The sequence below is a fragment of the Mycobacterium asiaticum genome, assembly GCF_001673635.1.
Taxonomy (GTDB): Bacteria; Actinomycetota; Actinomycetes; order Mycobacteriales; family Mycobacteriaceae; genus Mycobacterium; species Mycobacterium asiaticum_C.
In genome coordinates this window covers 95,773-113,940 of the sequence record NZ_LZMH01000073.1, presented here as the reverse complement: position 1 = coordinate 113,940, position 18,168 = coordinate 95,773, and the positions used below count along the sequence as shown (strand labels likewise).

Sequence of the window (18,168 nt, the reverse complement as noted above, 5' to 3'; positions counted from 1 at the left end):
GCTATAACAGCTAGGTATAGTGAAAGCAACCCAGATTGAGGAGTGATTTGCGTGACAATGCTGCAGGGGGCTCTTGCCGATCGTGACTCCTGGTCGGCGATCGGCGAGTGCGCGATCGAGAAGACGATGACCGTGGTGGGCACCAAGTCCGCCATGCTGATCATGCGCGAGGCGTACTACGGCACCACGCGGTTCGACGACTTCGCCCGCCGGGTTGGCATCACCAAGGCCGCGACCGCGGCCCGGCTGGCCGAACTCGTCGAGCTCGGCCTACTGGCCCGCCGGCCCTACCGCGAGCCCGGCCAGCGCAGCCGTGACGAGTATGTGCTGACCGAATCCGGCGTGGAGTTCATGCCGGTGGTGTGGTCGATGTTCCAGTGGGGGCAGCGGCACCTGCCAGGCCGGCACCGGCTGCGGCTCACGCATGTGGGTTGCGGAGCCGATGCCGCGGTGGAGATACGTTGCACCGAAGGGCATTTGGTTGCTCCGGACAAGCTCGGCATGCGGCTGGCCAAGTCGCGAAGCTAGCTGCCCCGCCCGCTCGCCGAGCGTGCGGAGAATGCCACGCCCGCTCGCCGAGCGTGCGGAGAATGCCACGCTCCTCGGCGTGTCGGCGTACATGTGCGCACGTTGGGCGATCGCTCGGGTCACGTCTCCCTCAGCACGGCCAACAGACGCCGGGCCGCGGTTACCCGGCGCACCGCGGTGCCAGTCAGCGCGTCCAGCGCACACTCGGGGTCGGCCGGCGGGCCCATGTGCCCGCAGCCGCGGGGACAGTTTTCGATCGCCTCGGCCAGGTCGGCGAACGCCAACAGCACATCGTCGGGCTGAATATGGGCCAGCCCGAACGAGCGGATTCCCGGCGTGTCGATCACCCAACCGCCGTTCTCCAGCGGCAGTGCCACCGACTGTGTCGACGTGTGCCGCCCCCGGCCGATATCGGTCACCACGCCGACCGCCCGGTCAGCCTCTGGCACAAGACGATTCACCAACGTTGACTTGCCCACCCCGGAATGACCGAGCAGCACGGTGATCTTGCCGGGAAGCAATTCCGCCACGGCAAGCAGCGGATCGTCGACACCCCCGGCGACCACCGTCAGGTCCAGGTCGACGAACTGCTCGGCGAACGGTCCGGGCGGGGCGAGGTCGGTCTTGGTCAGGCACAGAATCGGCCGTAACCCGCCGGCATAGGCGGCGATCAGCGCCCGGTCGACCAGCCCGGTGCGGGGCGGGGGGTCGGCCAACGCCACCACCATCAGCAGCTGGTCGGCGTTGGCGACCACCACCCGCTCGGTCGGGTCGGTGTCGTCGGCGGTGCGCCGCAACACCGTTCGTCGTGTCCCACGCCGCACGATGCGGGCCAGCGTGTCGGTGCGCCCGGAAAGATCGCCCACGATGTCGACATCGTCACCGACGACGATGGGGGTGCGACCCAGTTCACGCGCGCGCATCGCGGTGACGCGGCGATCCGGGCGTCCGCCCAGCACGCATCCCCAGCGGCCCCGGTCGACACTGACCACCATGGCGGCCTCGGCATCGGCGTGCAGCGGACGGGTCTTGGTCCTGGGCCGCGTCCGTTTTCCGGCGCGGACCTTGACGTCGGACTCGTCGTAGTCGCCAGGCCTCAAGCGCCGGGCTCCGGCTCGATTGTCCGGCTCCTCCTCGGGCCGCCAGGGCGGCCCGCATCGTCGCCGGACACCATCTGGCCCCACAGCTGCGGGAATTCCGGCAGCGTCTTCGTCGTCGCCGCGATGTCGTCGACCTCGACGCCAGGCACCCGCAATCCGACGATCGCACCCGCCATCGCCATCCGGTGATCGGCATAGGCCCGCCAGAGGCCGGAACGCAGCCGGGTCGCGGTGATCACCAGGCCGTCGGGCGTCTCCCGACACTCGCCACCGAGTCGGTTGATCTCGGCGCTCAAGGCGGCGAGCCGGTCGGTTTCGTGGCCCCGCAGATGCGCGATGCCGCTGAGGTGTGACACCGACCCGGGCGTGGCCAACGCCGCCAGGGCGGCCACCGACGGGGTGAGCTCGCCGACGTCGCGCAGGTCGACGTCGAAGCCGTCGTATCCCTCCGAACCGCGCACCTCCAAAGACGAATCAGATTGCGAAACAACGGCATTCATCTTCTGCAGGACGTCGAGGATGTGTCCGGCCGGCTGTACGCTGGCCGCCGGCCAGCCGGTGATGCGCACCGCGCCGCCGGTGACGACGGCGGCGGCGAGGAACGCGACGGCATTGGTCAGGTCGGGTTCCACCTGCCAGTGCCGGGCGTGAACCGCGCCCGGGGGGACCCGCCAGGTATTGGCGGCAGAATCGTCGACGTCCACTCCGGCCTGGCGCAGCATCGCCACCGTCATCGCGATATGTGGCGCCGACGGCAACGACGCGCCCGTGTGCCGCACGGTCAATCCGTCGGTGAACGACGCCCCGGCCAGCAGCAGCCCCGAGACAAACTGCGACGACGCCGAGGCGTCGATCGCGACGGTGCCGCCCGCGACGGATCCGCTGCCCTGCACCCGAAACGGCAGCCCGGTTCCGTCGACGACGACGCCGAGTCCGCGCAACGCCTCCAGCAGCGGTGCGATGGGCCGGGCCCGAGCCTGCTCGTCACCGTCGAACACGACGGGGACCGAACTGAGTGCGGCCAGGGGAGGCACGAACCGCAGCACCGTGCCGGCCAGGCCGCAGTCGACCCGGGCATCGGGCCCCGGTGCGATGCCGCCACCGACCGTCAACTCGGTGCCTGCTCCGTCGACGTCGAGGCCCAGGGTGGCCAGCGCGCCGATCATCAGGTCGGTGTCGCGGCTGCGCAGCGCTCCGGTGATCGTGGAACTGCCCTGGCCCAGGGCCGCCGCCAGCGCCGCCAGCACCAGCGTCCGATTGGTCTGCGATTTCGAGCCTGGCACGGTCACGGTCGCGTGCACCGGTGCTGTGGTGGACGGGGCCTGCCATGCGCTCACCGGTCCATCATTGCGTGTCAGCCCGGTCAGGCAACATGGAGATATGTGCGGGCGTTTCGCGGTGACCACCGACCCGGCCTTGCTGGCCGAGAAGATCAAGGCGATCGACGAGGCCACGGGCGCCTCTGAAACGGGTGCGGGGCCCAATTTCAACGTCGCGCCCACCACCACCATCGCGACCGTGGTGACCCGGCACAACGAGCCGGACGACGAGGCCACGCGCCGGGTGCGGCTGATGCGCTGGGGGCTGCTGCCTCCGTGGGTCAAGGCGGGTCCGGACGGGGCGCCGGACACAAAGGGCCCGCTGCTGATCAACGCCCGGGCCGACAAGGTCGCCACCTCGCCCGCTTTCCGCAATTCGGCCAAGAGCAAGCGCTGCCTGGTGCCGATGGACGGCTGGTACGAGTGGCGCGGCAGCCTCGACGGCCCAAAAGGCAAAAAGGGCGGTAAGACACCGTTTTTCATGCACCGCGCGGATGGTGGTTTGGTGTGCATGGCCGGTCTGTGGTCGGTCTGGAAGCCGCACAAAGAGGCCGATCCCTTGCTGAGCTGCACCATCATCACTACCGACGCGGTGGGCGAGCTGGCTGGGATCCACGACCGGATGCCGCTGATGCTGGGTGAGGCGGACTGGGACGCCTGGCTGAATCCGGATGCTCCGTTGGATCAAGAGTTGCTGTCCCGCCCGCCCGACGTCAGCGGCATAGAGATGCGTCAGGTGTCGACGCTGGTCAACAGTGTCCGCAACAACGGGCCCGAGTTGCTGGAGCCGGCCGAAGCCGAGCCGGAGCAGATCACGTTGCTCTAAAAGCTAGCGGGGCAGTCGTCCCTCGACCATCACGCAGTGCGGAACCCCGGCGTCGTCCTCTTGCGGCGCGCGGCGCTGATAGCGGGCCATCATGTCGTGCACCTCGAGCTCGTCCGCCCGCCAGCCGTGTTCGCGCAGCCAGTCGGCTAGCTCGCTCCGCTCTTCGTCGAAGAAGAGGCTCGGCGTGTCCGGCAGGTCTCCACCGTTGCGAATCATCACCTCCCTGATCTCAGTGAAGAAGCTTCCGAGCCGAGTCAGGTTCTTTGGCAGAAAAAATGCGGCATTGAGCGCGTCGACGGCTATCCGGCTGCCCGGCGCGCTCAGGGCGTGCAGGCGTTCGAGGAGTACCTCCTGCGCGCTGGCCGGCAGGTAGGCCAGCAAACCCTCCACCGACCAGGCGGTCGGCAGGGCCGGGTCGAATCCGGCCTCGCACAAGGCTTTTGGCCAATCGGTACGTAGGTCGATCGGCAGGGATATCCTTCGTGCCGCCGGCTCTGCGCCGTGAGCTCGCAGCGTCTCGTCTTTGAATTCCAACACCTTTGGCTGATCTATCTCATACACGACCGCATCTGGTTGCCACTTCAGTCGCCACGCGCGAGCGTCCAGCCCGGCGGCCAGGATCACCGCCTGCCGGATGCCCGCCGCGGTTGCCGCGGCGAAGAAGTCGTCGAACCATTTGGTCCGTGCCGCGACAAAGTCTTGCTGCGCCCGCACACCCCGCACGATGTGTGGGTCGCTCTCCTGCAGCCGCGCCATCAGTTCTTCGCTGAACTCCGAGCTCGGAATTCCCCGGGCGGCGACCGCGTCGAGGAAGACCTGCGCGTAGGGATCGGTGAACAGCCGGTCCGGGCGGACGTTCTCCCGGGCACGCCATTCGGCGGCTCCGAGGGCGGTAGCGCCCACGCTCTCGCCCACGCCCCACGTGTCGTCGGCAGTTCATAGGTGATTCTGGCCCGGTTCGCGCACGCAAACAACGCCTAGCATTTTCGGTGTGACCGGCAAGTACACCTACACCTTCGAAGACATTCAGGACCGGCCCGTTGCGGTGATCGGGGCGGGGACGCTGGGTCCCCGGATTGCGCTGATGCTCGCCAGCCGCGGCGGGACCGTTCAGATCTACGCCCGGCGCGCCGAGCAGCGCGCCGAAGCCGTCCGGTTTGTGACCGAGAACCTGCCGAAGTTGTTGCAAAACAGAGGCTTTGGCGAGTTAGGCACCGCGGTGGGAACCGGTTCGCTCCACGAAGCGCTGGACGGCGCCTGGCTCGCTGTAGAGTCGGTGCCGGAACGGCTAGATATCAAGATCCCGCTTTGGGGCGAAATCGACCAGGCCGCCCCACCGAACACCATCTTCGCCACCAATTCGTCGTCGTTCCCGTCGCGGCTGATGGCCGAGAATATTCGTGACAAAACCAGGCTGTGCAACACGCACTTCTACATGCCGCCGCAGTTCAACGCTTTGGACCTCATGTCAGACGGGCAGACCGACCGCGGCCTGCTCGACACGTTGCTGGCCGTCCTGCCCGAGTTCGGGGTGCATCCCTTCGAAGCCCGTAGGGAGTGCACCGGCTTCATCTTCAATCGGGTCTGGGCCGCCATCAAACGCGAATCGCTGGCCGTCGTCGCCGAAGGCGTGGCCCGCCCGGAAGATGTCGACGGCATGTTCAAAGTGAACTGGGGGGTACCGGCTGGGCCGTTTCAGATGATGGACATCGTGGGTCTGGACGTGGTGCTCGACATCGAAAACAACTACGCGCAGGAGTTTCCGCACCTGCCCAAGAGCGTGCGTGAACTGCTGCAGTCCTACGTCGACGCAGGCAAGCTCGGGGTCAAAACGGGTGAGGGGTTTTACAACTACCGGTGACACCCGCCGGCGCGAGGGTAGCCTCGCGCTCATGACCGCTCTGAGCGCCAACCTCGTCGCCTCGAAAGAACGCGACCCCGACCACATCGCCCTGCGCTTGGACGATCTGCAGATGACCTTCGCCGAACTTGATTCCGCAGCGGCTCGGGTGGCCACCTTGCTGGAGCGCGCCGGCATCGAACCCGGCGACCGGGTCGGGCTCATGCTGCCCAACATCCCGGCGTTCGCCGTCGCCTTCTACGGAATCCTGTACCGCGGCGCCGTCGCCGTCCCGATGAACCCGCTGCTCAAGGGCCGCGAGGTGGCCTTCTACCTGTCCAACAGCGGCGCCAAGGCATTGTTCGCCACTCCGTTGTTCGCCGACGCGGCCACCGCCGGAGCCGGCGAAGTGCAGGCCGAGTGCTGGCTGGTCGACGACGCGGCCCTGACCGAGCTGATCGCCGACCTGCCCGCCCAATCTCCGTTGGACCGCGCCGACGACGACGTCGCGGTCATCCTGCACACCTCTGGCACCACCGGAAAACCCAAGGGCGCCACACTCACTCACGGTGGGTTGAGCCGTAACGCAGAGCTCACCGTCCGCACGCTGATCGAGATCGGGCCCAACGATGTGGTGATGGGCTGCCTTCCGCTGTTCCATGTCTTCGGGCTCACCTGTGGGCTCAATGGCGCGATTCTGGCGGGCGCGACGCTGACGCTGATACCGCGGTTCGACCCCGGCAAAGCGCTGGAAGTGATCAAGCGTGACGGTGTGACGGTGTTCCAGGGCGTGCCCACGATGTACGCCGCGCTGCTCAGCCTGGCCGACGAGACCGGACCAGAGGCCACCGCAAGCCTGCGCGCCTGCGTCTCCGGCGGCGCCTCGATGCCGGTCCAGGTGTTGAGCGACTTCGAAAAAGCCTTCGACTGCATAATTTTGGAGGGCTACGGACTTTCCGAGACTTCGCCGGTCGCCTCGTTCAACCATCCCGACCGCCCCCGCAAACCGGGTTCGATCGGGACCCCGGTGGAAGGGGTCGAGATGCGGGTGGTGGACGTCAACGGCGCCGAGGTCGCTCAAGGCGAGCCGGGCGAGATCCAGATCCGCGGGCACAACGTCATGAAGGGCTACTGGAACCTGCCCGACGCCACCAACGCCACCATCTCCGAAGACGGCTGGCTGTCCACCGGTGACATCGGTCGCGTCGACGAGGACGGCTACTTCTTCATCGTCGACCGCACCAAGGACATGATCATCCGCGGCGGCTACAACGTGTATCCGCGCGAAATCGAGGAAGTGCTTTACGAACACCCGGCCGTGGCCGAAGCGGCCGTCGTCGGTGTCCCGCACGACGAGCTCGGCGAGGAGGTCGGCGCGGCGGTGGCGCTGAAGAAGAACTCCGACGTCGAGCCCGACGAACTGCGCGAGTTCGTCAAAGACCGGGTCGCCGCCTACAAATACCCACGCCGGATCTGGGTCGTCGACGAACTGCCGAAGGGTCCGACCGGCAAGGTGCTCAAGCGCGAAATCAAAGCCCCGCCAAGCTAAGCCAGGATGTCGGCGGTGGTTGCCTCGGTCAGCCGGATCAGATCCCGGGGCGCCACGGCGACGTCCCAGCCCCGCCGGCCCGCGCTGCAGAAGATGCGGTGCCAGCCGAGCGCAGTCTCGTCGACGACGGTGGGCAGTTGCCTGCGCTGTCCCAACGGCGAAACTCCACCGACCACATAACCGGTGGCGCGCTGCACCGCCGCGGGCTCGGCCATCACGGCCTTGGCCACGCCCAGCGCCGCCGCGGCCGCTTTCAGCGACAACTTCGACGGCACCGGCACGACCGCCACCGCCAACCCGTCGGGCACCGCGATCACCAAGGTCTTGAAGATCTGCTCCGGCGCAACGTCACCGGCATCGGTCAACGCGCTGACCGCCGCCGCCCCGAACGACTGCTCGCGCGGGTCATGGGCGAACTTCACCACCTCATGCGGCACCCCGGCTTTGATCAGCGCCGCAATCGCGGGGGTAGCGGATGCGGCCACGTCGAACTAGGGGCCGGAGTATCCCGGCGGGTTCACTCCGTCCACCCAGAAGTCGACGCCGAGTTCGCCACCGGGCACGCAGTTGTACACCGACAGGTCGGTCACACCGGACTCCACCAGCACGTCCTCGCACAGCAGCGTGTTCCCGGTGTACTCGCGGGAGGGCTTGTTGAGGATGACGTAGGCCGCGTCCGAATACACCTCGGGCTTGCGGGCGCGTCCCATCGCCTCGTCGCCGCCGAGCAGGTTCTGCACCGCGGCCGTGGCCACCAGCGTGCGCGGCCACAATGTGTTCGACGCGATGCCCTCGTCCCGCATCTCCTCGGCGATTCCCAACGCGCACAACGTCATCCCGAACTTGGCCATCATGTACGCCGTCGGTTTCAACCACTCCTTGTCCAGCAGCACCGGCGGCGACAACGTCAGGATGTGCGGGTTCTCCCGGCCCTTGAGGTGCGGGATGCAGGCTCGCGACACCGCGTACGTGCCGCGCACCTGGATGCCGTTCATCAGGTCGAAACGCTTCATCGGCACGTCGGTGATCGAGCCCAGATTGATGGCCGACGCGTTGTTGACGACGATGTCGATGCCGCCGAACTGCTCCACGGCCTTGGCCACCGCGGACTCGACCGACTCCGGGTCGCGCACGTCGCCGACGATCGGCAAAGCCTGTCCGCCGGCTTCCTCGAGCTCCTTGGCCGCGGTGTACACCGTGCCCGGCAGCTTGGGGTGCGGCTCGGCCGTCTTGGCGATCAGAGCGATGTTGGCACCGTCTTGAGCGGCGCGTTTGGCGATTGCCAGGCCGATACCGCGGCTGGCACCGGAAATGAACATGGTCTTACCTTTGAGGGACATGGCGTCACACTAATACTCGCTCCGATCGCAAAATGCATGGGTCGCCGCTGCCGCACCGCGCCCGGGTTTGCCGGCAGGCGCAGGAAATAGACCGCCGCAAATTCCCGTTACTGAGGGCGGCGCCTGCACATGTCGGCCGCGGGCCTTAGATTGGGGAGGAGGAATCCCGGTGTCAACTGCGACGAGCCTGTTGGGTGCGGAGTGGTTGGATCGCGACACCGCAATCGAAGGGACCGTGTTAATCGAAATGGCCGACATCGATGGCGTGGCGGGGTCCGAGGTTGTCGAGGCCAGGCCGCCCGAGACCGACGCGGAGCTGACGGCGCGCTTCGAGCGCGACGCGATTCCGCTGCTAGACCAGCTCTACGGCGGTGCCCTGCGGATGACGCGCAATCCCGCCGACGCCGAGGACCTGCTGCAGGAAACGATGGTCAAGGCTTACGCCGGCTTCCGTTCCTTTCGCGAAGGCACCAACCTCAAGGCGTGGCTGTACCGGATCCTTACCAACACCTACATCAACAGCTACCGCAAGAAGCAGCGGCAGCCCTCGGAATATCCGACCGAGGAGATCACCGACTGGCAGTTAGCCGCAAACGCCGAGCATTCCTCGACCGGGCTGAGGTCGGCCGAGGTTGAGGCGTTGGAAGCGCTTCCGGACACCGAAATCAAAGCCGCCCTGCAGGCGTTGCCGGAAGAGTTCCGGATGGCCGTTTACTATGCCGATGTCGAAGGTTTTCCGTACAAGGAGATCGCCGAGATCATGGGCACCCCGATCGGTACCGTGATGTCGCGTCTCCACCGGGGGCGACGTCAGCTGCGTGATTTGCTGGCCGATGTCGCCAAGGACCGGGGCTTCGCCCGTGGTCAGCAAGCGCACGAGGAGGTGTCGTCATGAGTGAGATCACTGGCTCAACCGGCTCCTGCTCCAGCAATCACGAGTCGCACCTGGGCTGCGCGCAGGTCATCGCCCAGATCTGGACCCTGCTCGACGGCGAATGCCAGCCGGACGAGAAGGCGATCCTGCAGCGGCACCTCGACGCATGCCCGGGCTGCTTGCAGCACTACGGGCTGGAGGAGCGGATCAAGGAATTGATCGCGACCAAGTGCAGTGGTGAGAAGGCGCCCGAACGGTTACGGGAACGCCTGCGCCTCGAGATCCGCCGCACCACCATCGTGCAGACGGAAATCGAGACTCAGTAGAGCCAGACTCAGGCGTTGGGCCGCTTGCCGTGGTTGGCCTTGCTGTACTTGCGGTCACGCTTCTTGCGGCCACGCTTGGCCATGGTCGAACCTCGTTTCGTCTGATTTAGCGCAAATGCGGAGCGGCCGGCGGGCCGCTCAATTGATACCCATTGTCTCATGCGCAGGCCGACGCGCCCTCATCAGCCCGCGCGACATCGGTCTCACCGGCCTTATGGTTCGATATACGCAACCAACGGGCCGAAACGAGTGGGGTGATGATGTCCGAGGAGGTTCGCGCCGAAATCGTGGCCAGCGTGCTCGAAGTCGTGGTCAACGAAGGCGACCAAATCGGTCAGGGTGACGTCGTCGTGCTGCTGGAGTCCATGAAGATGGAGATTCCCGTGCTGGCCGAGGTCGCCGGAACCATCAGCCAGGTGAACGTGTCGGTCGGTGACGTCATCCAGGCCGGCGACCTCATCGCCGTCATCAGCTAGCTGCTCGCCCGTTGTCCACTCTCGGTAATCTGCTCGCCGAGCACACCGTCCTGCCCGGCAATGCCGTCGACCACCTGCACGCGGTGGTGGGGGAGTGGCAGCTGTTGGCCGATCTGTCGTTCGCCGACTATCTGATGTGGGTGCGCCGCGACGACGGTGTGCTGGTGTGTGTGGCGCAGTGCCGGCCGAATACGGCTCCGACGGTGCTGCAGACCGACGCGGTCGGCAGCGCCGTTCCCGAGGACCGGGCGCCGCTGGTAGCCAAAACCTTCGCCACCGGTGAGGCCGTGCCGGAAAGCGAAGCGGGCGAACAAAATTCGTGGCCATTGCCGGGACCGAACGTGTCTGCCTCGCCGGTGCGTTACCGCGATCAGGTGGTGGCGGTGCTCACCCAGCATCAGACCGAACTGGCCGCCGAGCGCATGTCCGGGCACCTGGAAACCGCCTACCGGGAGTGCGCCACCGACCTGCTGCAGATGATCGCCGAGGGAACCTTCCCCGACGTCGGCGACGTGGCGATGTCGCGCTCGACGCCGCGGGCCGGGGACGGCTTCATCCGGCTGGACGTGGACGGCATCGTCGCCTATGCCAGCCCCAACGCGTTGTCGGCCTACCACCGGATGGGCCTGACCAGCGATTTGGAAGGGCACAACCTGATCAAGGTCACCCGCCCGCTGATCTCGGACCCGTTCGAGGCGCAGGAGGTGGCCGAGCACGTCCTCAACCTGCTGGCCGGCGGGTCGAGCATGCGGATGGAGGTCGACGCGGGCGGCGCCACCGTCCTGCTGCGCACCCTGCCGCTGGTGGTGCGCGGTGAGAACGTCGGTGCGGCCATCCTGATCCGCGACGTCACCGAGGTGAAACGCCGTGACCGGGCATTGATCTCCAAGGACGCCACGATCCGCGAGATCCACCACCGAGTGAAGAACAACCTGCAGACCGTGGCGGCGCTGCTGCGACTTCAGGCCCGCCGGACCGTCAACGCCGAGGGGCGTGAGGCGCTGATCGAGTCGGTGCGCCGGGTGTCCTCGATTGCACTGGTGCACGACGCACTGTCGATGTCGGTCGACGAACAGGTCAACCTCGACGAGGTCATCGATCGGATCCTGCCGATCATGAACGACGTGGCGTCGGTGGACCGGCCCATCCGGATCAACAGGGTCGGCGACCTGGGTGTGCTGGATTCCGACCGGGCGACCGCGTTGATCATGGTCATCACCGAGCTGGTGCAGAACGCCATCGAGCACGCCTTCGACCCGACGGCCACGGGCGGATCGGTGACCATCCACGCCGAACGCTCTGCGCGGTGGCTGGACGTGGTGGTGCACGACGACGGACGCGGCCTGCCCGAAGGGTTCAGCCTGGAGAAGTCGGACAGCCTGGGCCTGCAGATCGTGCGCACGCTGGTGTCGGCGGAATTGGACGGCACACTGGGTATGCGCGAGGGTGCCGACCGCGGCACCGACGTGGTGCTACGGGTGCCGATCGGGCGGATGGGCCGCCTGTTTGTTTGAGCGCGCAGCAATACGGCCCCGACAGAAGCTGTCGGGGCCGCAAAGCTGCTTAGCCGAGTTGTCAGACTCCGCTGCGGGCCTTCGTCCGGGCGTTACGACGCTTGAGTGCACGCCGCTCGTCTTCGCTCATCCCACCCCAGACGCCCGAGTCCTGGCCGGTATTCAGAGCCCATCCGAGACACTCAGTGGTCACTGGACACCGATTACAGACCAGTTTCGCGTCAGCGATCTGCGCGAGTGCCGGGCCGCTGTTCCCAACCGGGAAGAACAGCTCCGGATCCTCGTCACGGCAGACCGCCCTGTGGCGCCAATCCATTAGTTGCTACTCCTCACTATGTGCGCAGCACTGCGCACGGGCGATTTTCCCTTGCCGGTTTCCTTGCTGTTGAGCGTGCGCAAGAAAGGTTTCCGTACCTCTGCATATCTCTGCATGCAACCTTTTGATCGTTTCACAGGCTCAACAGATGTCAATAGTGTTACGTGGGCCCGTGGGGTATCTCACTTCAACGAACTCTTACCCAAGCCCTTACTCCGTTGTACTACACTACCTGGGAAATTTCGCCCCACAATTTCGTCGCGGGCTTGTCACATCTTAGATTTCCGCAGGTCACGGCCTATTTCGGCGGTGGCGCTACAACTGCCAATGCATCCGGAACAGCCCGGAACGTCATGGATTCGCGCAGCCCGAGGTATTCCCCGTCGAACTGGCAGGCGGCGGGTGACGTCATGCTGCTAATCCGTACGTAATCCACGTCGTCGTCGCGGATCAGCTGCGGCGCCTCCAGCTTCGGACGCTTGGCGAGCAACTGGCGGAGCAACCTCAGCGTCGGGACCACCCTCATCTCGGTCAGCGCGAACAGCCCCAGGCCCGACTCGAAGCTGCAGCCGGGGTTGGTCACCATCGGCCGGTTGTTGCTGTAGGTCCACGGGTTGGTGTTGGACACCCACGCGAAGTGCACGCCCGAGACGGGCTGTTGGCCGGGGAGTTCGAGGATGAGGTTCGGTTCCCGGCGGCGAAACCGCAGGGTGACCGGCACCGCCACCCGCCAATACCGCAACGGCGTCACCTTGACGCCCCTGCTGCGCTCGGCCTGGACCGCCTCCACGACCTCGGCGTCGACGCCCATGCCGGCGTTGACCAGCGCCCAGATCTCACCGCAGTCGATGAGCCCGATGCGGCGCCACCGCCCGGTGCGCCCGTACTCGTCGAGCAGCGCAACGAGTTGTTCCAGGGCCGGGGCCGGATCTTTGGGTATCCCCAGCGCCCTGGCCAGCACATTCGCCGAGCCGCCCGGCACAATCCCTACCGCGGGAATCGGCCCTGTCGTTTGCGTGCCGGGCCGGCCCAGCATGCCGTTGACCAGACCGCTGACCGTTCCGTCGCCGCCGTGCACGACAACCAGGTCGTATCCGTCGGCAACCGCGGACCGCCCGAGTTCCTCGGCGTGGCCGACGCGTTTGGTCTCTTCGATGGTGAGCTGCAGGCGGCGGCTCAGGGTTTGGGTCACGAGGTCGCGAGCGGCCGGTGTGATAGTGCTGGCGGTCGGGTTCACGATCAACATGGCACGCATGGCAGTCGAGCTTAGGCCGTCTGACGATGCCGCCCACTGTGGGCGGCTGAGGAGGATGGCAGTTCAGGTCGGGCCGTCTGACGATGCCGCCCACTGTGGGCGGCTGAGGAGGACGGCAGTTCAGCCCGGGCGTTAGGGATAACGATTTACGCTGGCGCTGTGACCGATCGTCCTCCTGCCGCAGTGCGCCGAGCCGGATTCATCGTTGCCGCCGAAGGGGTGGCGGCGCTGGTCGTGGCCGCGGTCCTCGTCATTCGTGGCATCGCCGGAGCGGACCAGCACGTCGTCAACGGGTTGGGCACCGCGGTCTGGTTCGTGCTAATTGGCGGCGCGGTACTGGCCGGTGGCTGGGCCTTGACGACTGGCAAGCGCTGGGGCCGCGGACTTTCGGTGTTCACCCAGTTGTTGCTGCTGCCGGTGGCCTGGTACGTGGCGATCGGGTCACATCGCCTCATGTTCGGGATCCCACTGGGCCTGGTGGCCGTGGCGACGCTTGGGCTGCTGTTCAGCGCGCCGGCGGTGCGCTGGGTCGCCGGCGGTGATCAGGAGGGTCCCGCCAGCGCGGCCAGTTCCGACCCGGACACCCGGTAGGTGGTCCACTCCGTCTGCGGTTGCCCCCCGACGCCGTCGTAGAGCGCGATCGCATCGACGTTCCAGTTCAGCACCGCCCACGACAGCCGCGTGTAGCCGTTGCGGAGGCACTCGCCGGCCAGTGTCGCCAGCAAACCGCGGGCCAAGCCGCGGCGGCGAAATCGCGGCCGCACGTAAAGATCCTCGAGATAGATCCCCGGCACCCCGTCCCAGGTGGAGAAGTTCAGGAACCACAACGCCATCGCGCCGATCTCGCCGTCGATTTCGGCGACGTGTCCTCGCACCGTCGGGGAATCGCCGAAAAGCGCTGCGGACAATTGTTTTTCGGTCACGCTGCATTCGTCGGCAGCGTGCTCGAATTCGGCGAGTTCGTAGATCATGGCGATGATGTCGGAAACATCGGCCGCAGTCGCGTGACGAATTGTCTCGGTCATTGCTCGACCCCCAGTGCGGTCAATATTGTCGCGAATTTCGTTGTGGTTTCCTCGAGTTCGTCGTCGGGGTCCGATTCGGCGACGATCCCGCCGCCGGCGTGCGCCCGTGCCGTGCGCCGGTCGGCCGACAACTGCGCGCACCGAATGGCGACGACCCACTCGCCGTCACCCCGGGCGTCGCACCAACCGACGGCGCCGGCGTAGAACCCACGATCGCCTTCCAGTTCGGCGATGAGCTCGGTGGCCGCGGCGGTCGGTACGCCGCCGACCGCGGGGGTGGGATGCAGGGCCAGCGCGAGATCGATTGCGGTGGTTGCGGTATCGCGCAGCCGGCCGGCGATCGGGGTGCACAGGTGCCACACCGCGGCGGTGCGGCTCAACTGCGGTTCGGCGGCGATCGTCAGTTCGTCGCAGAGCGGCTCCAGGGCCGCCCGGATGGTGTCGATGACCAGTTGGTGCTCGTGGCGGTTCTTGTCCGAACCGGCCAGCGCGGCGCCGTTGGCGGCGTCGGTGCCGGGGTCGGCGGAGCGCGGCGCTGAACCGGCGAATGGGCGGCATACGACCCGGTCACCGGATCGCGCGACCAGAAGTTCCGGGCTGGCGCCCACCAGCACGGTCCCGGCGTGGTCCGCGCCGGCGGGGGTGAGGTCGACGAGATAGCCGTATGCGGCCGGGTCGGCGGTCACCAGCCTGCGCAAGACGGTGCGGCCGTCCAGCGGGGCGTCGGCGGTCAGCTCCAAGGCGCGGGCCAGCACCACCTTGGACAGCGGATTGTCCGTCGCGCCCAGCTGAACCCGGGCGCGGGCGATCCGCTGTCGATGTTCCCCGGGCGGGGGCACGGCGGCGCCGATGCGCACGATGGGCAGCGGCGCGGACGGCCACTCGGGCAGGGCGTCGACGCGGCGCAGGGCGTCGGGCACCTGCAGCGCGGCCGGTCTGGTGACGTCAAAGGGCAACGCGCCCAATATCATTGGGGCTTCGTTGGCGCGCAGCGCAACCTGCGCGGCGGCGATGTTGGAAAATCCGGCCCGTATACCTTCGGCGAGCAGGATGCCGCTCGGCCCGCTCAGCGCGAACGTCGGCTCGTCGGATGTCACAGGTACTCGTGACCGGTCAGCCCAAGCGTGGCGAGCTGACGAACGCCGTGTTCGTACCCGCAGACCGCGACCGAGGCGGTAACCATGCCGAACCGGCTGCCCTCTTGAAGCGGCAGCTCCACCCAGCGGGTGATCACCGCGCGCGAGAAGTGCCCGTGGCTGACGAACAGCACATCTCGTGTCTCGATGTGCTCGAGCGCTATCGCGACGGCTTTGTCGGCGCGATCGCTGACCTGTTGCACGGTTTCGCCGTCAGGACAGCCGTGGGTCCACACCAGCCAGTCGGGCTCGGTTTCCTGGATCTGAGGCGTCGTCAGGCCTTCGTATGATCCGTAATCCCATTCGGCGAGCAGGGGAGACACCTCGTCGACGCGCAGCCCGGCCAGTTCCGCGGTGACCAGGCAACGGGTCCGGGGGCTGCTGATCACCAGCGGGTCTTCGAGTTTGAGTGCCTGCAACACCCCCGCTGCCAGCACCGCCTGGTCGCGGCCGACATCGGTCAACGCGATGTCGGTGCGGCCGGTGTGCTGGCCCGACTTCGACCACTCGGTCTCGCCGTGGCGCAGCAGAAGCAGTCGATGGTGAGGCACGCCCATGCCGACCGATTCTGCCTGAGACACGCCGGGGCTGTGGCGGGCCCGCCACCGGAGCCCGAGCATGGGGTACATGCCAGGATGGGCACTGTGACTGACATGCGCGTACTGGCTGTGGCAAACCAGAAGGGCGGTGTGGCCAAGACGACGACGGTCGCTTCGCTCGGTGCGGCGATGGTGGACAAGGGCAAACGGGTGCTGCTCGTCGATCTGGATCCCCAGGGCTGTCTGACGTTTTCGCTGGGCCAGGATCCGGACAAGCTGGCGGTGTCCGTGCATGAGGTGTTGCTCGGTGAGGTGGAACCCGACGCCGCGCTGGTGCCTACCACCGAGGGAATGACATTGCTGCCGGCCAACATTGACCTGGCCGGCGCGGAGGCGATGCTGCTGATGCGGGCGGGGCGCGAGTACGCGCTCAAGCGGGCGCTGGCCAAACTCGCCGACGACTTCGACGTGGTGATCATCGACTGCCCGCCGTCGCTGGGTGTGCTCACCCTCAACGGGCTGACCGCGGCCGACGAGGTCATCGTCCCGCTGCAGTGCGAGACGCTGGCGCATCGCGGTGTGGGCCAGTTCCTGCGCACCGTGTCCGACGTTCAGCAGATCACCAACCCCAGCCTGCGCCTGTTGGGCGCGCTGCCGACGCTGTATGACTCGCGGACCACGCACACCCGGGACGTGCTGGTCGACGTCGCGGACCGGTATTCGTTGCCGGTGCTGGCGCCGCCGATTCCGCGGACCGTGCGGTTCGCCGAGGCCAGCGCGTCGGGCTCGTCGGTGCTGTCGGGCCGCAAGAACAAGGGTGCGCTGGCCTATCAGGAGTTGGCGCAGGCGCTGCTCAAGCACTGGAAGACCGGCAAGGCGCTGCCGACGTTCACCGTCGAGTACTGATCCCTGGCGAGCAGACGCAAAAGCCCCCGACACGCCGTGCGTGCGGGGGCTTTTGCGTCTGCTCGCGCAACCTACGCAACCTGATCAGCCCAGGGCCACCACGGTGTCGCCGCGCTGCTCGATCACCCGCGAACCCGCCACCACCGGGATCACCGGTGAACTGCTGGGCTGCCGCTGCACCGGGATGAATCGGCTGGATTCGCCGCTGACCGGGTCGTACACCCCGATCGCATTGGTTACCGGCACCAGTAGCTGACCGGCCATCATCACACCGGGGCCTAGCGGCGCCGCGGTCTCGCCGGCGGCGATGGTGTAGCGCTGAATCAGGGTGCTCGCGTCGAACACCAGCAGCGAGTCGCCGGTCCACCAGGTGACCAGGCTTCCGCTCTGCGACACAACCCCGGATTCGGACGGCGGCCCGGGCAGCAGCGTGCTGGACACCGTCGTACCGGTCTCGTCGACCACATCGACGCGCGGCTTCGGGGTGGGCAGGTACACCGCGGTCCTGTTCTGCGCCACTGCCAGGACCCGGGCCCCGGTGCCGGGCCGGACCCCACCCTCCTGGACCGCCTGTTGCTGAGGTTCGTCGTCCTCTTTCCCCGGACGCAGCAGGATCAGTCGCAGGTCGGCCTGGTTGGCGCACGACTCGAGCACCGCCACCGCCGACGAACTGGCGGCGGCCGATTCCAGCTTGCAGCCCGAGTGCAGGCCACGGTTGACCGGTTTGACCCGGGCATCGGTCTCGCCGTAGGCCATCATCCGGACCATGTCCGACCGCCACATCTCAAGCCGGGTGTCGCCGGCCGACAATACGGTTGTGCCGTCGGTGGACAGGCGCACCTGCGGGTCTGCGTAGCTGCTGCGTGAGGGCCCGCGCCGTCCGGTAGAGCCGTCGATGGTGCTGACCTGACCGCAGCCGCGGCCGTCCCGATAGACGGCGACGGTGTAGCGGTAAACCCACGTCACGCCGCACAGATCGGTGTCGCGCGAGTAACTCCACAGGACCTGTCCGGTGCCCGGGTCGCGGCCCTGCACCTCGCGGCCCACCGCCGTCGTGACCGTCCCGCCCACCGCGACCGGAACCCGGGTGCCCGGGCTCGGTGCCGTCCAGAGCTGGTGCAGCTCGGCCGGAACCTCACGAGCCTGAATGGGGGCAGGCGCGGGGGACGCCGCGGGCCGGCTGATGGTTGCCCGGAAGTCGCTGGTCCACCAGATCAGAGCCGCGACGACCGCGACAATGACCGCGATCGTCGCGGCGGCCAGGATGTCGGCCTTTGTGCGGCGTTCGGGTCGGACCAT

At 67.1% G+C, this 18,168-nt stretch carries 22 protein-coding genes; 10 read left to right on the top strand and 12 right to left on the bottom strand.

Annotated elements, in window-relative coordinates; all coding sequences use genetic code 11:
• Nucleotides 1-51: 51 nt before the first annotated feature.
• Nucleotides 52-528: a winged helix-turn-helix transcriptional regulator gene (locus tag A5645_RS22270; RefSeq protein WP_065038424.1), complete on the top strand. Its 477-nt coding sequence runs from the start codon at nucleotides 52-54 to the stop codon at nucleotides 526-528.
• A gap of 119 nt (nucleotides 529-647) precedes the next feature.
• Here A5645_RS22270 and rsgA read toward each other — a convergent pair whose 3' ends face one another.
• Nucleotides 648-1,628, bottom strand: a complete 981-nt coding sequence (gene rsgA / locus A5645_RS22265) for a ribosome small subunit-dependent GTPase A (protein ID WP_065038425.1) — start codon at nucleotides 1,626-1,628, stop codon at nucleotides 648-650.
• Nucleotides 1,625-2,965 (bottom strand): 3-phosphoshikimate 1-carboxyvinyltransferase, encoded by a 1,341-nt coding sequence (gene aroA, locus A5645_RS22260; RefSeq protein WP_065131050.1) that lies wholly within the window; start codon nucleotides 2,963-2,965, stop codon nucleotides 1,625-1,627. Before aroA ends, rsgA begins: the two co-directional genes overlap by 4 nt.
• A 43-nt stretch (nucleotides 2,966-3,008) precedes the next feature.
• Between aroA and A5645_RS22255 the strand changes: the two genes are divergently transcribed.
• Complete coding sequence (locus A5645_RS22255) at nucleotides 3,009-3,773, top strand: SOS response-associated peptidase (RefSeq protein WP_065131049.1); 765 nt, start codon at nucleotides 3,009-3,011, stop codon at nucleotides 3,771-3,773.
• A gap of 3 nt (nucleotides 3,774-3,776) precedes the next feature.
• Here A5645_RS22255 and A5645_RS22250 read toward each other — a convergent pair whose 3' ends face one another.
• Nucleotides 3,777-4,676, bottom strand: a complete 900-nt coding sequence (locus A5645_RS22250; RefSeq protein WP_253867104.1) for an SAM-dependent methyltransferase — start codon at nucleotides 4,674-4,676, stop codon at nucleotides 3,777-3,779.
• A gap of 88 nt (nucleotides 4,677-4,764) precedes the next feature.
• Here A5645_RS22250 and A5645_RS22245 point away from each other — a divergent pair, with 88 nt between their 5' ends.
• Together A5645_RS22245 and A5645_RS22240 are read left to right on the top strand one after the other, a co-directional pair.
• Nucleotides 4,765-5,634, top strand: a complete 870-nt coding sequence (locus A5645_RS22245) for a 3-hydroxyacyl-CoA dehydrogenase family protein (RefSeq protein ID WP_065131047.1) — start codon at nucleotides 4,765-4,767, stop codon at nucleotides 5,632-5,634.
• Between the two features lie 31 nt (nucleotides 5,635-5,665).
• Entirely contained in the window at nucleotides 5,666-7,162 is a 1,497-nt protein-coding gene (locus A5645_RS22240; RefSeq protein WP_065131046.1) for a long-chain-fatty-acid--CoA ligase, read from the top strand.
• On the opposite strand, the gene A5645_RS22235 is transcribed toward A5645_RS22240, so the two are convergent.
• Together A5645_RS22235 and A5645_RS22230 are read right to left on the bottom strand one after the other, a co-directional pair.
• Nucleotides 7,159-7,647: a YbaK/EbsC family protein gene (locus A5645_RS22235; protein WP_065038431.1), complete on the bottom strand. Its 489-nt coding sequence runs from the start codon at nucleotides 7,645-7,647 to the stop codon at nucleotides 7,159-7,161. The genes A5645_RS22240 and A5645_RS22235 overlap by 4 nt on opposite strands.
• Nucleotides 7,648-7,653: 6 nt before the next feature.
• Nucleotides 7,654-8,502 carry an SDR family oxidoreductase gene (locus A5645_RS22230; RefSeq protein WP_065121201.1) on the bottom strand — a complete coding sequence of 283 codons (849 nt, stop codon included), beginning with the start codon at nucleotides 8,500-8,502 and terminating at the stop codon, nucleotides 7,654-7,656.
• A 247-nt stretch (nucleotides 8,503-8,749) separates the two neighbouring features.
• On the opposite strand from A5645_RS22230, the gene A5645_RS22225 reads away from it, so the two are divergent.
• Together A5645_RS22225 and rsrA are read left to right on the top strand one after the other, a co-directional pair.
• Nucleotides 8,750-9,397 (top strand): sigma-70 family RNA polymerase sigma factor, encoded by a 648-nt coding sequence (locus A5645_RS22225; RefSeq protein WP_172830591.1) that lies wholly within the window; start codon nucleotides 8,750-8,752, stop codon nucleotides 9,395-9,397.
• On the top strand, nucleotides 9,394-9,702 hold the full coding sequence (rsrA, locus tag A5645_RS22220; RefSeq protein WP_036353351.1) for a mycothiol system anti-sigma-R factor: 309 nt from the start codon (nucleotides 9,394-9,396) through the stop codon (nucleotides 9,700-9,702). Before A5645_RS22225 ends, rsrA begins: the two co-directional genes overlap by 4 nt.
• An 8-nt stretch (nucleotides 9,703-9,710) precedes the next feature.
• On the opposite strand, the gene A5645_RS29465 is transcribed toward rsrA, so the two are convergent.
• Nucleotides 9,711-9,785, bottom strand: a complete 75-nt coding sequence (locus tag A5645_RS29465; RefSeq protein ID WP_089025046.1) for a 50S ribosomal protein bL37 — start codon at nucleotides 9,783-9,785, stop codon at nucleotides 9,711-9,713.
• A gap of 177 nt (nucleotides 9,786-9,962) precedes the next feature.
• On the opposite strand from A5645_RS29465, the gene A5645_RS22215 reads away from it, so the two are divergent.
• On the top strand, nucleotides 9,963-10,178 hold the full coding sequence (locus tag A5645_RS22215; RefSeq protein WP_065038436.1) for a biotin/lipoyl-binding carrier protein: 216 nt from the start codon (nucleotides 9,963-9,965) through the stop codon (nucleotides 10,176-10,178).
• Nucleotides 10,179-10,189: 11 nt separating this feature from the next.
• Nucleotides 10,190-11,692, top strand: coding sequence for a sensor histidine kinase (locus A5645_RS22210; protein ID WP_065038434.1), 1,503 nt, complete (start codon nucleotides 10,190-10,192; stop codon nucleotides 11,690-11,692).
• 61 nt (nucleotides 11,693-11,753) lie between these two features.
• Here A5645_RS22210 and whiB1 read toward each other — a convergent pair whose 3' ends face one another.
• Together whiB1 and A5645_RS22205 are read right to left on the bottom strand one after the other, a co-directional pair.
• Nucleotides 11,754-12,008, bottom strand: a complete 255-nt coding sequence (gene whiB1, locus A5645_RS27335) for a transcriptional regulator WhiB1 (RefSeq protein ID WP_036353357.1) — start codon at nucleotides 12,006-12,008, stop codon at nucleotides 11,754-11,756.
• Between the two features lie 298 nt (nucleotides 12,009-12,306).
• Entirely contained in the window at nucleotides 12,307-13,263 is a 957-nt protein-coding gene (locus tag A5645_RS22205) for a diacylglycerol/lipid kinase family protein (protein ID WP_065038435.1), read from the bottom strand.
• Between the two features lie 159 nt (nucleotides 13,264-13,422).
• Here A5645_RS22205 and A5645_RS22200 point away from each other — a divergent pair, with 159 nt between their 5' ends.
• Nucleotides 13,423-13,854: a hypothetical protein gene (locus A5645_RS22200; protein ID WP_065131045.1), complete on the top strand. Its 432-nt coding sequence runs from the start codon at nucleotides 13,423-13,425 to the stop codon at nucleotides 13,852-13,854.
• Here A5645_RS22200 and A5645_RS22195 read toward each other — a convergent pair.
• Genes A5645_RS22195 through A5645_RS22185 form a run of 3 tightly spaced genes read right to left on the bottom strand, consistent with a single transcriptional unit; the run spans nucleotide 13,806 to nucleotide 15,981 of the window.
• The gene (locus tag A5645_RS22195; protein ID WP_065131044.1) at nucleotides 13,806-14,288 is read right to left on the bottom strand and encodes a GNAT family N-acetyltransferase; all 483 of its coding nucleotides are present in this window, start codon (nucleotides 14,286-14,288) and stop codon (nucleotides 13,806-13,808) included. The genes A5645_RS22200 and A5645_RS22195 overlap by 49 nt on opposite strands.
• The gene (locus A5645_RS22190) at nucleotides 14,285-15,385 is read right to left on the bottom strand and encodes an isochorismate synthase (protein WP_065131043.1); all 1,101 of its coding nucleotides are present in this window, start codon (nucleotides 15,383-15,385) and stop codon (nucleotides 14,285-14,287) included. Before A5645_RS22190 ends, A5645_RS22195 begins: the two co-directional genes overlap by 4 nt.
• Complete coding sequence (locus tag A5645_RS22185; RefSeq protein WP_065131042.1) at nucleotides 15,382-15,981, bottom strand: acid phosphatase; 600 nt, start codon at nucleotides 15,979-15,981, stop codon at nucleotides 15,382-15,384. Before A5645_RS22185 ends, A5645_RS22190 begins: the two co-directional genes overlap by 4 nt.
• Nucleotides 15,982-16,068: 87 nt before the next feature.
• On the opposite strand from A5645_RS22185, the gene A5645_RS22180 reads away from it, so the two are divergent.
• On the top strand, nucleotides 16,069-16,869 hold the full coding sequence (locus A5645_RS22180) for a ParA family protein (protein ID WP_080696787.1): 801 nt from the start codon (nucleotides 16,069-16,071) through the stop codon (nucleotides 16,867-16,869).
• Between the two features lie 84 nt (nucleotides 16,870-16,953).
• Here A5645_RS22180 and A5645_RS22175 read toward each other — a convergent pair whose 3' ends face one another.
• The gene (locus tag A5645_RS22175; RefSeq protein ID WP_065131041.1) at nucleotides 16,954-18,168 is read right to left on the bottom strand and encodes an Rv3212 family protein; all 1,215 of its coding nucleotides are present in this window, start codon (nucleotides 18,166-18,168) and stop codon (nucleotides 16,954-16,956) included.

What these genes read in the sequence shown, in the direction of transcription:
- A5645_RS22255 (WP_065131049.1), top strand. Translation starts at nt 3,009, where the DNA reads ATGTGCGGGCGTTTCGCGGTGACCACCGACCCGGCCTTGCTGGCCGAG.
- A5645_RS22240 (WP_065131046.1), top strand. Translation starts at nt 5,666, where the DNA reads ATGACCGCTCTGAGCGCCAACCTCGTCGCCTCGAAAGAACGCGACCCC.
- A5645_RS22230 (WP_065121201.1), bottom strand. Translation starts at nt 8,502, where the DNA reads ATGTCCCTCAAAGGTAAGACCATGTTCATTTCCGGTGCCAGCCGCGGT.
- A5645_RS22225 (WP_172830591.1), top strand. Translation starts at nt 8,750, where the DNA reads ATGGCCGACATCGATGGCGTGGCGGGGTCCGAGGTTGTCGAGGCCAGG.
- rsrA (WP_036353351.1), top strand. Translation starts at nt 9,394, where the DNA reads ATGAGTGAGATCACTGGCTCAACCGGCTCCTGCTCCAGCAATCACGAG.
- A5645_RS22215 (WP_065038436.1), top strand. Translation starts at nt 9,963, where the DNA reads ATGTCCGAGGAGGTTCGCGCCGAAATCGTGGCCAGCGTGCTCGAAGTC.
- whiB1 (WP_036353357.1), bottom strand. Translation starts at nt 12,008, where the DNA reads ATGGATTGGCGCCACAGGGCGGTCTGCCGTGACGAGGATCCGGAGCTG.
- A5645_RS22205 (WP_065038435.1), bottom strand. Translation starts at nt 13,263, where the DNA reads ATGCGTGCCATGTTGATCGTGAACCCGACCGCCAGCACTATCACACCG.
- A5645_RS22195 (WP_065131044.1), bottom strand. Translation starts at nt 14,288, where the DNA reads ATGACCGAGACAATTCGTCACGCGACTGCGGCCGATGTTTCCGACATC.
- A5645_RS22185 (WP_065131042.1), bottom strand. Translation starts at nt 15,981, where the DNA reads ATGGGCGTGCCTCACCATCGACTGCTTCTGCTGCGCCACGGCGAGACC.
- A5645_RS22175 (WP_065131041.1), bottom strand. Translation starts at nt 18,168, where the DNA reads ATGGTCCGACCCGAACGCCGCACAAAGGCCGACATCCTGGCCGCCGCG.